The sequence below is a fragment of the Pseudomonas sp. LBUM1669 genome (assembly GCF_059695705.1).
Genome location: NZ_CP166784.1, coordinates 4,057,242 through 4,071,538 on the forward strand (window position 1 = coordinate 4,057,242; position 14,297 = coordinate 4,071,538).

Genomic DNA, 14,297 nt, shown 5'->3' on the forward strand with positions numbered 1-14,297 from the left:
TAGTGCTTGAAAAAAAGCACTACAAAACGTTTGACGATCGAAAAAAGCAAGGGCATGATGGCCTCGCTCCCGCTAATCAGGGGCCCTGGCAAGGGCCTTCGAGGCGCCGCTCGCATATACCCCGCGAGCCGCTTCGTGTCTGTACCGCCCACAAGGTGTGTTTGACGAGGTTGCCGACTGGAACGAAGTTGTCCCGAGGGACGGAAGCGTAATTAGGTAACCCGGCTCCACACTGAAGTTCGTACCAAGGCCCACGACGCCCGAATGCGCTCGCCAGTTCGCCCTTACCTGCTCACTTCCCCTCGAGCCCATCGTTCATCCCGTCGCCATCCCCGCCGAATCCGACTTGACCACCCAAGCTTCTGGTCAGCGAGCGCATGAATTTTTCACCCAAGAACGACTTTTCATAAAGACGCGACGAGGTTTATCCCCATGGCACTGACACGCGAACAGCAAATTGCAGCCCTCGAAAAAGATTGGGCTGAAAACCCACGCTGGAAAGGCGTGACACGCGCTTACTCCGCTGCTGACGTCGTCCGCCTGCGTGGTTCGGTTCAACCTGAGCACACCTTTGCAAAACTCGGCGCCGAGAAGCTGTGGAACCTGGTGACCCAGGGCGCCAAGCCATCCTTCCGTCCTGATAAAGATTTCGTCAACTGCATGGGCGCCCTGACCGGCGGCCAGGCTGTACAACAAGTCAAAGCCGGTATCCAGGCGATCTACCTGTCGGGCTGGCAGGTTGCTGCGGACAACAACTCCGCCGAATCGATGTACCCGGACCAGTCGCTGTACCCGGTGGATTCGGTTCCAACCGTGGTCAAGCGCATCAACAACTCGTTCCGTCGGGCTGACCAGATCCAGTGGAAAGCCGGCAAAGGCCCGGGCGACGAAGGTTACATCGACTACTTCGCCCCGATCGTGGCTGACGCTGAAGCCGGTTTTGGCGGCGTTCTGAACGCTTACGAGCTGATGAAGAGCATGATCGAAGCAGGCGCCGCCGGCGTTCACTTCGAAGACCAACTGGCTTCCGTGAAAAAATGCGGCCACATGGGCGGCAAGGTACTGGTTCCTACCCAGGAAGCGGTACAGAAGCTGACCGCTGCCCGCCTGGCAGCTGACGTTGCCGGCACACCGACCATCATTTTGGCTCGTACCGACGCTAACGCGGCTGACCTGCTGACTTCCGATTGCGACCCATACGACCAGCCGTTCGTAACTGGCGAACGCACCCAGGAAGGTTTCTACAAAGTGCGCGCCGGCCTGGACCAGGCGATCGCTCGCGGCCTGGCTTACGCTCCGTATGCCGACCTGATCTGGTGCGAAACCGCCAAGCCGGATCTGGACGAGGCTCGTCGCTTCGCTGAAGCGATCAAAAAGGAATACCCGGACCAACTGCTGTCGTACAACTGCTCGCCTTCCTTCAACTGGAAGAAAAACCTGGACGACGCGACCATCGCCAAGTTCCAGCGCGAACTGTCCGCCATGGGTTACAAGCACCAGTTCATCACCCTGGCCGGCATTCACAACATGTGGCACAGCATGTTCAACCTGGCGCATGACTACGCCCGCAACGACATGACTGCCTACGTGAAGCTGCAAGAGCAAGAGTTCGCTGACGCTTCCAAGGGTTACACCTTCGTGGCTCACCAGCAGGAAGTGGGCACCGGCTACTTCGACGACATGACCACCGTGATTCAAGGTGGCTCGTCTTCGGTGACCGCGCTGACCGGTTCGACTGAAGAAGAACAGTTCCACTGATCTGCTTCGCCTGAGCTAACGGCCGTTGCGGACCAGATAGAAAGCTAACCGCAACGCCGCACATCTGACGCCCCGACTGGTTCGGGGCGTTTTTTTTTGCCAAGGATTTCATCCTCACCCGTAGGAGCCAGGCTTGCCCGCGAAGAATACGCCTCGGTATCGCAGGCCTACCGCGCCATCGTTCTTCGCGGGCAAGCCTCGCTCCTACGGGGCGGGCTGCGCACTCAAAAACATTGATCCAGAGCGGTACCGCGAGCAAAAAACCGGGGTAAAACGTGCATCGCCGCTACTTGCAGTAAAAGCTATATAAGACAACTTCCCACTCACCTACCTGTTAAACAGTTTAAAAACCAAGCCAAACAATATTGATTATCATTTAGCCGAAACTTTGTTCGTTACATCACCGACAAAACAATATTGATGAAAACCCGGCTAATGCCCGCAATGCATGGGCTGCGGGGCTTTGGAGGTGCGCTATGTCCTTATTCCTATAAATAATTTCGCTATAGGAATTTTACTTGCACGGTGTTGTGCCATAAAATCACCGCGATTGATTGCTGCGACATATCGTCACTGCTTTGTTTCTTTTCAAGCTCAGAGACCTTTGCTCTCTGTTAAGGATTACCAGCATGCCCGAAGCGACAGGACTCATGGCCCACAACTGGGGCTTTGCCATTTTCCTTCTGGGCGTCGTCGGCCTTTGCGCCTTCATGCTCGGCGTTTCCAGCCTCCTCGGGTCAAAAGCCTGGGGCCGCAGTAAAAACGAACCGTTCGAATCCGGCATGCTACCTACAGGTGGCGCCCGCTTGCGGCTCTCAGCCAAATTCTATCTGGTCGCGATGCTCTTCGTGATCTTCGATATCGAAGCCCTCTTTCTCTTTGCCTGGTCTGTGTCCGTCCGCGAAAGCGGCTGGACCGGATTCGTCGAAGCTCTCGTTTTCATAGCAATTCTGTTGGCAGGTCTTGTCTACCTGTTCCGAGTGGGCGCCCTTGACTGGGCTCCGGAAGCTCGTCGCAAGCGGCAGGCGAAGCTGAAACAATGAGGCTTTGGCAATGCAATACAATCTCACCAGGATCGACCCCGATGCTCCTAACGAGCAGTATCCGATTGGCGAACGGGAAACCGTTTCCGATCCGTTAGAAGATCAAGTCCACAAAAACATCTTCATGGGCAAGCTCGAAGACGTGCTTAACGGCACAGTCAACTGGGGGCGCAAGAACTCCCTGTGGCCGTATAACTTCGGTCTTTCGTGCTGCTACGTGGAAATGACCACCGCCTTCACGGCGCCCCACGACATCGCGCGCTTTGGCGCCGAGGTTATCCGGGCATCGCCGCGCCAGGCGGATTTCATGGTTATCGCCGGTACCTGCTTCATCAAGATGGCGCCGATCATTCAGCGTCTCTACGAGCAAATGCTCGAACCTAAATGGGTTATCTCCATGGGTTCGTGCGCCAACTCCGGTGGCATGTACGACATCTACTCTGTCGTTCAAGGGGTGGACAAGTTCCTGCCCGTGGACGTCTACGTGCCTGGCTGCCCGCCCCGCCCTGAAGCTTTTCTGCAAGGCTTGATGCTCTTGCAAGAGTCGATTGGACAGGAGCGTCGTCCGCTTTCCTGGGTCGTCGGTGATCAAGGCGTGTACCGCGCCGAGATGCCTTCGCAAAAGGAACAGCGCCGCGAACAGCGAATCGCAGTCACCAACCTGCGCAGCCCCGACGAAGTCTGATCCAGATCTGCTTCTTTTATAGAACGAGAAACTGGCTTCATTCTTTACGTTGACCGAAAGCGATAAATAACCATGACTACAGGCAGTGCTCTGTACATCCCGCCTTATAAGGCAGACGACCAGGATGTGGTCGTCGAACTGAATAACCGTTTTGGCCCCGAGGCGTTCACCGCCCAGCCTACCCGCACCGGCATGCCGGTGCTTTGGGTTGCCCGTGCCAAACTCGTCGAAGTCCTGACCTTCCTGCGCAACCTGCCCAAGCCATACGTCATGCTCTATGACCTGCACGGCGTGGACGAGCGTCTGCGCACCAAGCGTCAAGGGCTACCAAGCGGCGCTGACTTCACTGTGTTCTATCACTTGATGTCGATCGAACGTAATAGTGACGTCATGATCAAGGTCGCCTTGTCCGAGAGCGACCTTAGCGTGCCGACCGTGACCGGTATCTGGCCGAACGCCAACTGGTACGAGCGTGAAGTGTGGGACATGTACGGCATCAACTTTGCCGGTCACCCGCACCTGACCCGCATCATGATGCCGCCGACCTGGGAAGGTCACCCGCTGCGCAAGGACTTCCCGGCCCGCGCCACCGAGTTCGACCCGTTCAGCCTGACCCTGGCCAAGCAACAGCTCGAGGAAGAAGCCGCGCGCTTCAAGCCTGAAGACTGGGGCATGAAGCGTTCCGGTGCGAACGAGGACTACATGTTCCTCAACCTCGGTCCTAACCACCCTTCTGCGCACGGTGCGTTCCGCATCATCCTGCAGCTGGACGGTGAAGAGATCGTCGATTGCGTGCCGGACGTTGGCTACCACCACCGTGGTGCCGAGAAGATGGCCGAGCGTCAGTCCTGGCACAGCTTCATTCCGTACACCGACCGTATCGACTACCTCGGCGGCGTGATGAACAACCTGCCCTACGTGCTCTCGGTCGAGAAGCTGGCCGGCATCAAGGTGCCCGAGAAGGTCGACGTCATCCGCATCATGATGGCCGAGTTCTTCCGGATCACCAGCCACCTGCTGTTCCTGGGGACTTATATCCAGGACGTCGGCGCCATGACCCCGGTGTTCTTCACCTTCACCGACCGTCAGAAGGCGTACACGGTGATCGAAGCCATTACCGGTTTCCGTCTGCACCCGGCCTGGTACCGCATCGGCGGCGTCGCGCACGACCTGCCGCGCGGCTGGGAAAAACTGGTGAAAGACTTCGTCGAGTGGATGCCAAAGCGTCTGGACGAATACCAGAAAGCCGCACTGGACAACAGCATCCTCAAGGGTCGGACCATCGGCGTCGCCGCCTACAACACCAAAGAAGCCTTCGAATGGGGCGTCACCGGTGCAGGCCTGCGTTCGACCGGTTGCGACTTCGACCTGCGTAAAGCGCGCCCGTACTCCGGTTACGAGAACTTCGAATTCGAAGTGCCGCTGGCCGTCAATGGCGATGCCTACGATCGTTGCATCGTGCGCGTCGAAGAAATGCGCCAGAGCATCAAGATCATCGAGCAGTGCATGCGCAACATGCCGGAAGGCCCGTACAAGGCGGATCACCCGCTGACCACACCGCCGCCGAAAGAACGCACGCTGCAGCACATCGAGACCCTGATCACGCACTTCCTGCAAGTTTCGTGGGGCCCGGTCATGCCGGCCAACGAATCCTTCCAGATGATTGAAGCGACCAAGGGCATCAACAGTTATTACCTGACGAGCGATGGCGGCACCATGAGCTACCGCACCCGGATTCGCACCCCAAGCTTCCCGCACCTGCAGCAGATCCCTTCGGTGATCAAAGGCAGCATGGTCGCGGACTTGATCGCGTACCTGGGTAGTATCGATTTCGTTATGGCCGACGTGGACCGCTAAGCATGAACAGCACGCTTATCCAGACAGACCGTTTCACCTTGAGTGAAACCGAGCGCTCGGCCATCGAGCACGAGCTGCATCACTACGAAGACCCGCGCGCGGCGTCGATCGAAGCCTTGAAGATCGTCCAGAAGGAACGTGGCTGGGTGCCTGATGGCGCGCTCTACGCCATCGGCGAGATCCTCGGCATCCCGGCCAGCGACGTTGAAGGCGTGGCGACGTTCTATAGCCAGATCTTCCGCCAACCTGTCGGTCGTCACATCATTCGCGTCTGCGACAGCATGGTTTGCTACATCGGCGGCCATGAATCGGTAGTCAGCGAAATCCAGAGCAATCTGGGCATCGGCCTGGGTCAGACCACCGCCGACGGTCGTTTCACCCTGCTGCCGGTCTGCTGCCTCGGCAACTGCGACAAGGCGCCGGCGTTGATGATCGACGACGACACTTTCGGTGATGTGCAGCCTGCCGGCGTTGCCAAATTGCTCGAGGGCTACGTATGACCCTGACTTCCTTCGGTCCTGCCAACCGCATCAAGCGTTCGGCCGAGACTCACCCGCTGACCTGGCGTCTGCGCGACGACGGCGAAGCTGTCTGGCTCGACGAATACCAGGCCAAGAACGGCTACGCGGCTGCGCGCAAAGCCTTCGCCGACATGGCTCAGGACGACATCGTCCAGACCGTGAAAGACGCCGGCCTTAAAGGTCGCGGCGGTGCTGGCTTCCCCACAGGCGTGAAGTGGGGCCTGATGCCCAAAGACGAATCCATCAACATCCGTTACCTGCTGTGCAACGCGGACGAGATGGAACCGAACACCTGGAAAGACCGCATGCTGATGGAGCAACTGCCCCATCTGCTGATCGAAGGCATGCTGATCAGTGCTCGCGCGCTGAAAACCTACCGTGGCTACATCTTCCTGCGTGGCGAATACACCACCGCCGCCAAGCACCTCAACCGTGCCGTGGAAGAAGCCAAGGCAGCGGGCCTGCTGGGCAAGAACATCCTGGGCAGCGGCTTCGACTTCGAGCTGTTCGTCCACACCGGCGCCGGGCGTTACATCTGCGGTGAAGAAACCGCACTGATCAACTCCCTCGAAGGCCGCCGCGCCAATCCGCGCTCCAAGCCGCCCTTCCCTGCCGCCGTTGGCGTGTGGGGCAAGCCGACTTGCGTGAACAACGTTGAAACCCTGTGCAACGTGCCGGCGATCATTGCCGACGGCGTTGACTGGTACAAATCGTTGGCGCGCGAAGGCAGTGAAGACATGGGCACCAAGCTCATGGGCTTCTCCGGCAAGGTCAAGAACCCGGGCCTGTGGGAATTGCCGTTCGGCGTTACCGGTCGCGAGTTGTTCGAAGACTACGCCGGCGGCATGCGCGATGGCTTCAAGCTCAAGGCCTGGCAGCCAGGCGGCGCCGGTACCGGCTTCCTGTTGCCGGAACACCTGGACGCACAAATGTACGCCGGCGGCATCGCCAAAGTGGGCACCCGGATGGGTACCGGCCTGGCCATGGCGGTGGATGACAGCGTCAACATGGTTTCCTTGCTGCGCAACATGGAAGAGTTTTTCTCCCGCGAGTCGTGTGGTTTCTGCACCCCGTGCCGTGACGGTCTGCCTTGGAGCGTCAAGCTGCTGCGTGCGATCGAGAACGGTGAAGGGCAAGCCGGCGATATCGAGACCCTGCTGGGTCTGGTCGGTTTCCTCGGCCCTGGCAAGACCTTCTGTGCTCACGCACCGGGCGCCGTGGAGCCATTGGGCAGCGCAATCAAATACTTCCGCCATGAGTTCGAAGCCGGCATCGCGCCTACCAGCGCCGCCGTCCCGCCTCTGGCAAGGCCGATCGTAGTCGGCGCGTAAACGCTTAAAAAGGCGAAGGGTCCGTGCCCTTCGCTTTGTCGTGTGATGACGCCGTAAACGGCTGTGTTGATTCACGCGAATAACAAGATTCCATTAGCCACGCCCGCTGACACCGGGCCAACGAAGAACTTTGAACCATGGCCACTATCCACGTAGACGGCAAAGAGCTCGAAGTCGATGGGGCAGACAACCTGTTACAGGCATGTCTGTCGCTAGGCCTCGATATCCCTTATTTCTGCTGGCACCCAGCCCTAGGCAGCGTTGGCGCTTGCCGCCAGTGCGCGGTCAAGCAGTACACCGACGCCAACGACACCCGTGGTCGGATCGTCATGTCCTGCATGACCCCGGCCACCGACGGCAGCTGGATCTCCATCGAAGACGAAGAGGCGAAAGTATTCCGCGCCAGCGTCGTCGAATGGCTGATGACCAACCACCCTCACGACTGCCCGGTCTGTGAAGAAGGCGGTCACTGCCACCTGCAAGACATGACCGTGATGACCGGCCACAATGAGCGCCGTTATCGTTTCACCAAGCGTACCCACCAGAACCAGCAACTGGGTCCGTTCATTTCCCATGAAATGAACCGCTGCATCGCTTGCTACCGCTGCGTGCGCTTCTATAAGGATTACGCCGGCGGCACCGACCTCGGTGTATTCGGCGCCCACGACAACGTGTACTTCGGTCGCGTTGAAGACGGCACCCTCGAAAGCGAGTTTTCCGGCAACCTTACCGAGGTCTGCCCGACCGGTGTATTCACCGACAAGACTCACTCCGAACGCTACAACCGCAAGTGGGACATGCAGTTCTCGCCGAGCATCTGCCATGGCTGCTCCAGCGGTTGCAACATCTCCCCGGGCGAACGCTACGGTGAACTGCGTCGTATCGAAAACCGCTTCAACGGTTCGGTCAACCAGTACTTCCTGTGCGACCGTGGCCGTTTCGGCTATGGCTACGTCAACCGCGAAGACCGCCCGCGTCAGCCATTGCTGGCCAACGGCGCCAAGCTGAGCCTCGACGAAGCGCTGGATAAAGCCGCTGACCTGCTGCGCGGTCGCAACATCGTCGGTATCGGCTCGCCCCGTGCCAGCCTCGAAAGCAACCACGCGTTGCGTGAACTGGTCGGCGCCGAGCACTTCTACTCCGGTATTGAAGCCGCCGAGCTGGAACGTATTCGTCTGGTCATGCAGGTGTTGAAAGACAGCCCGCTGCCGATCCCGAACATGCGCGACATCGAAGACCACGATGCGATCTTCGTCCTCGGCGAAGACCTGACCCAGACCGCTGCCCGTATGGCGCTGTCCCTGCGTCAATCGGTCAAAGGCAAGGCTGAAGACATGGCCGATGCCATGCGCGTTCAGCCGTGGCTCGACGCTGCGGTGAAGAACATCGGTCAGCACGCGCTGAACCCGCTGTTCATCGCAAGCCTGGCTGAAACCAAGCTCGACGACATCGCTGAAGAATGCGTTCACGCCGCCCCAGACGACCTGGCGCGCATCGGTTTCGCCGTGGCTCACGCCCTCGACGCCAGCGCTCCTGCGGTTGAAGGCCTGGATGCTGAAGCCCTCGAACTGGCCAAACGCATCGCCGACGCCCTGCTCGCGGCCAAGCGCCCGCTGATCATTGCCGGCACCTCGTTGGGTTCCAAGGCGCTGATCGAAGCCGCCGCCAACATCGCCAAAGCCTTGAAGCTGCGCGAGAAGAACGGTTCCATCAGCCTGATCGTGCCAGAGGCCAACAGCCTCGGCCTGGCCATGCTCGGCGGCAACTCGGTCGACGACGCGCTGCAAGCGGTGATCGACGGTAAGGCCGACGCTATCGTCGTGCTGGAAAACGATCTGTACACCCGCACCGACAAAGCCCGTGTCGATGCTGCCCTGAACGCCGCGAAAGTGGTGATCGTGGCGGACCATCAGAAGACCGCTACCAGCGATCGCGCGCACCTGGTTCTGCCGGCTGCCAGCTTCGCCGAAGGCGACGGTACGTTGGTCAGCCAGGAAGGCCGCGCCCAGCGCTTCTTCCAGGTGTTCGATCCGAAATACATGGACGCGAGCATCCTGGTTCACGAAGGCTGGCGCTGGCTGCATGCCCTGCGCGCGACCCTGCTGAACCAGCCGATCGACTGGACCCAACTGGACCACGTCACCGCTGCCGTCGCTTCGAGCACGCCGCAACTGGCGCGCATCGTTGACGCTGCACCGTCCGCCGCGTTCCGCATCAAGGGCATGAAGCTGGCACGCGAACCGCTGCGTTACTCCGGTCGTACCGCCATGCGCGCTGACATCAGCGTGCACGAACCGCGTACCCCGCAAGACAACGACACCGCGTTCAACTTCTCGATGGAAGGCTACTCGGGCTCGGTCGAACCGCGTCAGCAAGTACCATTCGCCTGGTCGCCGGGCTGGAACTCGCCGCAAGCCTGGAACAAGTTCCAGGACGAAGTCGGTGGTCACATCCGTGCTGGCGACCCGGGCACCCGCCTGATCGAAAGCACCGGTGATTCGCTGAACTGGTTCGCCAGTGTTCCGCGCGCGTTCAACCCGGCTCCGGGCACCTGGCAGGTCGTGCCGTTCTTCCACCTGCTCGGCAGCGAAGAGACCTCTTCCAAAGCCGCACCGGTTCAAGAACGCATCCCGGCCGCCTACATCGCTTTGGCCAAATCCGAAGCTGATCGTCTGGGTGTCAACGACGGTGCCCTGCTCAGCGTGAACGTAGACGGCCAGACCCTGCGTCTGCCGCTGCGCATCAACGAAGAGCTTGGCGCAGGTCTGGTGGCATTGCCTGCGGGTATCGCCGGCATTCCAGCGGCAATCTTTGGCAAAACCGTTGACGGACTGCAGGAGGCAGCTCAATGACCTGGTTCACGCCTGAAGTGATTGACGTGATCATCGCGGTCCTCAAGGCCATCGTGATTCTGCTCGCCGTGGTGGTGTGCGGCGCGCTGCTGAGCTGGGTCGAGCGTCGTTTGCTCGCCCTCTGGCAGGACCGTTACGGTCCGAACCGCGTCGGCCCGTTCGGCGCGTTCCAGATTGCGGCCGACATGATCAAGATGTTCTTCAAGGAAGACTGGACGCCGCCGTTCGCCGACAAGATGATCTTCACCCTGGCACCCGTAGTCGCCATGAGCGCGCTGCTGATTGCCTTCGCGATCATCCCGATCACCCCGACCTGGGGCGTCGCGGACATCAACATCGGCATCCTGTTCTTCTTCGCCATGGCCGGTCTGTCGGTCTACGCGGTGCTGTTCGCCGGCTGGTCGAGCAACAACAAGTTTGCCCTGCTGGGCAGCTTGCGGGCCTCGGCACAAACCGTGTCGTACGAAGTGTTCATGGGCCTGTCGCTGATGGGCATCGTGATCCAGGTCGGCTCGTTCAACATGCGCGACATCGTTGAATATCAAGCGCAGAACCTGTGGTTCATCATCCCGCAGATCTTCGGTTTCCTGACCTTCTTCATCGCTGGCGTCGCCGTGACTCACCGTCACCCGTTCGACCAGCCGGAAGCAGAACAGGAACTGGCCGACGGTTACCACATTGAATACGCCGGCATGAAATGGGGCATGTTCTTCGTCGGTGAGTACATTGGCATCGTGTTGATTTCGGCGCTGCTGGTGACCCTGTTCTTCGGTGGCTGGCACGGTCCGTTCGGCATTCTGCCGCAGATCCCGTTCATCTGGTTCGCGCTGAAAACCGCGTTCTTCATCATGATCTTCATCCTGCTGCGCGCCTCGATTCCGCGCCCACGGTATGACCAAGTGATGGATTTCAGCTGGAAGTTCTGCCTGCCGCTGACCCTCGTCAACATGCTGGTGACCGCTGCGATCGTGTTGCTCAACACGCCCGCCGTCGCGGCTCAGTGAGGATAGAGAATCATGAAGTACATATTTGACATCGTGCATGGCTTCTTCACCCAGCTTCGCAGCCTGGTGATGATCTTCGGCCATGCCTTCCGCAAGCGCGACACGCTGCAGTACCCGGAAGAAGCCGTGTACCTGCCGCCGCGCTACCGTGGCCGTATCGTCCTGACCCGCGACCCTGATGGCGAAGAGCGTTGTGTAGCCTGCAACCTGTGCGCCGTGGCGTGCCCGGTCGGTTGCATCTCGCTGCAGAAAGCCGAAACCGAAGACGGTCGCTGGTACCCGGACTTCTTCCGCATCAACTTCTCGCGCTGCATCTTTTGCGGCCTCTGCGAGGAAGCCTGCCCGACCACCGCGATCCAGCTGACACCGGATTTCGAGATGGCCGAGTTCAAACGTCAGGACCTGGTGTACGAGAAAGAAGATCTGCTGATCTCCGGCCCCGGCAAAAACCCTGATTACAACTTCTATCGTGTTGCAGGTATGGCGATTGCCGGTAAGCCCAAAGGCGCCGCGCAGAATGAAGCCGAACCGATCAACGTGAAGAGCTTGCTGCCTTAAGGAAGAAAGATGGAATTCGCTTTCTATTTCGCATCGGGTATCGCGGTGGTGTCCACGCTTCGCGTGATCACCAACACCAACCCTGTGCACGCCCTGCTCTACCTGATCATTTCGCTGATTGCCGTGGCGATGACGTTTTTCGCCCTCGGCGCACCGTTTGCCGGTGTGCTGGAAGTGATCGCCTACGCTGGCGCCATCATGGTGCTGTTCGTGTTCGTGGTGATGATGCTCAACCTGGGCCCGGCCTCGGTTCAGCAAGAGCGCGTCTGGCTCAAGCCCGGCATCTGGCTCGGCCCGGTCGTTCTCGGCGCCTTGCTGCTGGCTGAACTGCTGTACGTGCTGTTCAGCCACTCCAGCGGTCAGGCCATCGGCCACACCACCGTAGACGCCAAGGCCGTGGGCATCAGCCTGTTCGGCCCGTACCTGCTGGTGGTCGAACTCGCCTCGATGCTGCTGCTTGCCGCAGCCGTCACGGCGTTCCACTTGGGCCGCAACGAAGCCAAGGAGCAATGACGATGCCTGCTATCCCTTTGGAGCATGGTCTGGCGGTCGCCGGCATCTTGTTCTGCCTCGGTCTGGTCGGCCTGATGGTCCGGCGCAACATTCTTTTCGTGCTGATGAGCCTGGAGATCATGATGAATGCCTCCGCTTTGGCCTTCATCGTCGCCGGTAGCCGCTGGGGTCAGCCGGATGGACAGATCATGTTCATCCTGGTGATCAGCCTGGCAGCCGCCGAGGCCAGTATTGGCCTGGCGATTCTGTTGCAGCTGTATCGCCGCTTCCACACTCTCGATATCGACGCTGCCAGCGAGATGCGCGGATGAATCTTCTCTATCTGACTTTCGTATTCCCTCTCATAGGTTTCCTGCTGCTGTCGTTCTCACGCGGCCGCTTTTCGGAAAACCTGTCGGCGCTGATTGGCGTCGGTTCCATCGGCTTGTCTGCCATCGTCACGGCCTACGTGATCTGGCAATTCAACGTCGCCCCGCCTGAAGGCGGCCACTACACCCAGGTGTTGTGGCAGTGGATGGCCGTTGAAGGCTTTACGCCGAACTTCGCGCTGTACCTGGATGGTCTGTCCGTGACCATGCTCGGTGTTGTCGTCGGCGTCGGCTTCCTGATCCACCTGTTCGCGTCCTGGTACATGCGCGGTGAAGACGGTTACTCGCGCTTCTTCGCCTACACCAACCTGTTTATCGCCAGCATGCTGTTCCTGATCCTGGGCGATAACCTGTTGTTCCTGTACTTCGGCTGGGAAGGCGTGGGCCTGTGCTCGTACCTGTTGATCGGTTTCTACTACAGCAACCGCAACAACGGTAACGCGGCACTCAAAGCCTTTATCGTCACCCGCATCGGCGACGTGTTCATGGCCATCGGCCTGTTCATCCTGTTCCAACAGCTGGGCACGCTGAACATCCAGGAACTGCTGGTGCTGGCACCGCAGAAATTCCAGGTCGGCGACTTCTGGATCGTCCTGGCGACCCTGATGCTGCTGGGCGGCGCTGTCGGTAAATCCGCGCAACTGCCACTGCAAACCTGGCTGGCGGACGCGATGGCCGGTCCTACCCCGGTTTCGGCACTGATCCACGCCGCGACCATGGTGACCGCCGGTGTCTACCTGATTGCCCGTACCCACGGCCTGTTTGCGTTGGCGCCGGACATCCTGCACCTCGTTGGCATCGTCGGCGGCGTGACCCTGGTGCTGGCAGGTTTTGCCGCACTGGTGCAGACCGACATCAAACGTATCCTCGCCTATTCGACCATGAGCCAGATCGGCTACATGTTCCTGGCGCTGGGCGTTGGCGCATGGGATGGCGCGATCTTCCACCTGATGACCCACGCCTTCTTCAAGGCGCTGCTGTTCCTTGCCTCCGGTGCGGTGATCGTTGCCTGCCACCACGAGCAGAACATCTTCAAGATGGGCGGCCTGTGGAAGAAACTGCCGCTGGCCTACGCCAGCTTCATCGTCGGCGGCGCGGCTCTGTCGGCCCTGCCATTGGTGACCGCAGGCTTCTACTCCAAGGACGAAATCCTCTGGGAAGCGTTTGCCAGCGGCAACCACGGTCTGCTTTACGCCGGCCTGGTCGGTGCGTTCATGACGTCGCTGTACACCTTCCGCCTGATCTTCATCGCGTTCCACGGTGAAGCGAAGACCGAAGCCCACGCCGGTCACGGCATCGCTCACTGGCTGCCACTGTCGGTGCTGATCGTACTGTCGACCTTCGTCGGCGCAATGATCGTTCCTCCGCTGCACGGCGTGCTGCCGCAAAGCGTTGGTCATGCCGGCGGCGAAGCCAAGCACAGTCTGGAAATCGCTTCGGGCGCCATCGCCCTGGCCGGTATCCTGCTGGCCGCGATGCTGTTCCTCGGCAAGCGTCGTTTCGTCACTGCAATCGCCAACAGCGGCATCGGCCGCTTCCTTTCGGCCTGGTGGTTCGCTGCCTGGGGCTTCGACTGGATCTACGACAAACTGTTCGTCAAGCCATACCTTGCGATCAGCCACGCACTGCGCAGAGACCCGCTCGACCAGACCATCGGTCTGATCCCGCGTATGGCCAAAGGCGGTCATACCGCCCTGAGCCGTACCGAAACCGGTCAACTGCGTTGGTACGCGGCATCGATGGCAGCCGGCTCCGTGCTGGTCATCGGCGCCATCGTGCTGGTAGCGGTCTGATATGAACCTTGCGA

At 59.8% G+C, this 14,297-nt stretch carries 12 protein-coding genes; all 12 read left to right on the forward strand.

The window, feature by feature from the left end; translation table 11 throughout:
- The first annotated feature begins 432 nt into the window (after positions 1–432).
- On the forward strand, positions 433–1,758 hold the full coding sequence (gene aceA / locus ACA051_RS18975; RefSeq protein ID WP_033057066.1) for an isocitrate lyase: 1,326 nt from the start codon (positions 433–435) through the stop codon (positions 1,756–1,758).
- Positions 1,759–2,387: 629 nt separating this feature from the next.
- Positions 2,388–2,801 carry an NADH-quinone oxidoreductase subunit A gene (locus tag ACA051_RS18980; RefSeq protein WP_003223812.1) on the forward strand — a complete coding sequence of 138 codons (414 nt, stop codon included), beginning with the start codon at positions 2,388–2,390 and terminating at the stop codon, positions 2,799–2,801.
- Positions 2,802–2,811: 10 nt separating this feature from the next.
- Entirely contained in the window at positions 2,812–3,486 is a 675-nt protein-coding gene (locus ACA051_RS18985) for a NuoB/complex I 20 kDa subunit family protein (protein WP_010458867.1), read from the forward strand.
- 72 nt (positions 3,487–3,558) lie between these two features.
- Positions 3,559–5,343 carry an NADH-quinone oxidoreductase subunit C/D gene (gene nuoC / locus ACA051_RS18990; protein WP_010458865.1) on the forward strand — a complete coding sequence of 595 codons (1,785 nt, stop codon included), beginning with the start codon at positions 3,559–3,561 and terminating at the stop codon, positions 5,341–5,343.
- A 2-nt stretch (positions 5,344–5,345) separates the two neighbouring features.
- Complete coding sequence (nuoE, locus tag ACA051_RS18995; RefSeq protein WP_007946422.1) at positions 5,346–5,843, forward strand: NADH-quinone oxidoreductase subunit NuoE; 498 nt, start codon at positions 5,346–5,348, stop codon at positions 5,841–5,843.
- Positions 5,840–7,195 (forward strand): NADH-quinone oxidoreductase subunit NuoF, encoded by a 1,356-nt coding sequence (nuoF, locus tag ACA051_RS19000; RefSeq protein WP_392890271.1) that lies wholly within the window; start codon positions 5,840–5,842, stop codon positions 7,193–7,195. Before nuoE ends, nuoF begins: the two co-directional genes overlap by 4 nt.
- A 137-nt stretch (positions 7,196–7,332) precedes the next feature.
- Entirely contained in the window at positions 7,333–10,047 is a 2,715-nt protein-coding gene (gene nuoG, locus ACA051_RS19005; protein WP_497303894.1) for an NADH-quinone oxidoreductase subunit NuoG, read from the forward strand.
- The gene (gene nuoH, locus ACA051_RS19010) at positions 10,044–11,051 is read left to right on the forward strand and encodes an NADH-quinone oxidoreductase subunit NuoH (RefSeq protein WP_028623953.1); all 1,008 of its coding nucleotides are present in this window, start codon (positions 10,044–10,046) and stop codon (positions 11,049–11,051) included. Before nuoG ends, nuoH begins: the two co-directional genes overlap by 4 nt.
- A gap of 12 nt (positions 11,052–11,063) precedes the next feature.
- The gene (gene nuoI / locus ACA051_RS19015; protein WP_177331423.1) at positions 11,064–11,609 is read left to right on the forward strand and encodes an NADH-quinone oxidoreductase subunit NuoI; all 546 of its coding nucleotides are present in this window, start codon (positions 11,064–11,066) and stop codon (positions 11,607–11,609) included.
- Positions 11,610–11,618: 9 nt separating this feature from the next.
- Positions 11,619–12,122 carry an NADH-quinone oxidoreductase subunit J gene (nuoJ, locus tag ACA051_RS19020; RefSeq protein ID WP_123508913.1) on the forward strand — a complete coding sequence of 168 codons (504 nt, stop codon included), beginning with the start codon at positions 11,619–11,621 and terminating at the stop codon, positions 12,120–12,122.
- 2 nt (positions 12,123–12,124) lie between these two features.
- On the forward strand, positions 12,125–12,433 hold the full coding sequence (gene nuoK / locus ACA051_RS19025; RefSeq protein WP_010458852.1) for an NADH-quinone oxidoreductase subunit NuoK: 309 nt from the start codon (positions 12,125–12,127) through the stop codon (positions 12,431–12,433).
- The gene (nuoL, locus tag ACA051_RS19030) at positions 12,430–14,283 is read left to right on the forward strand and encodes an NADH-quinone oxidoreductase subunit L (RefSeq protein ID WP_497303897.1); all 1,854 of its coding nucleotides are present in this window, start codon (positions 12,430–12,432) and stop codon (positions 14,281–14,283) included. Before nuoK ends, nuoL begins: the two co-directional genes overlap by 4 nt.
- The last annotated feature ends 14 nt before the right edge of the window (positions 14,284–14,297 follow it).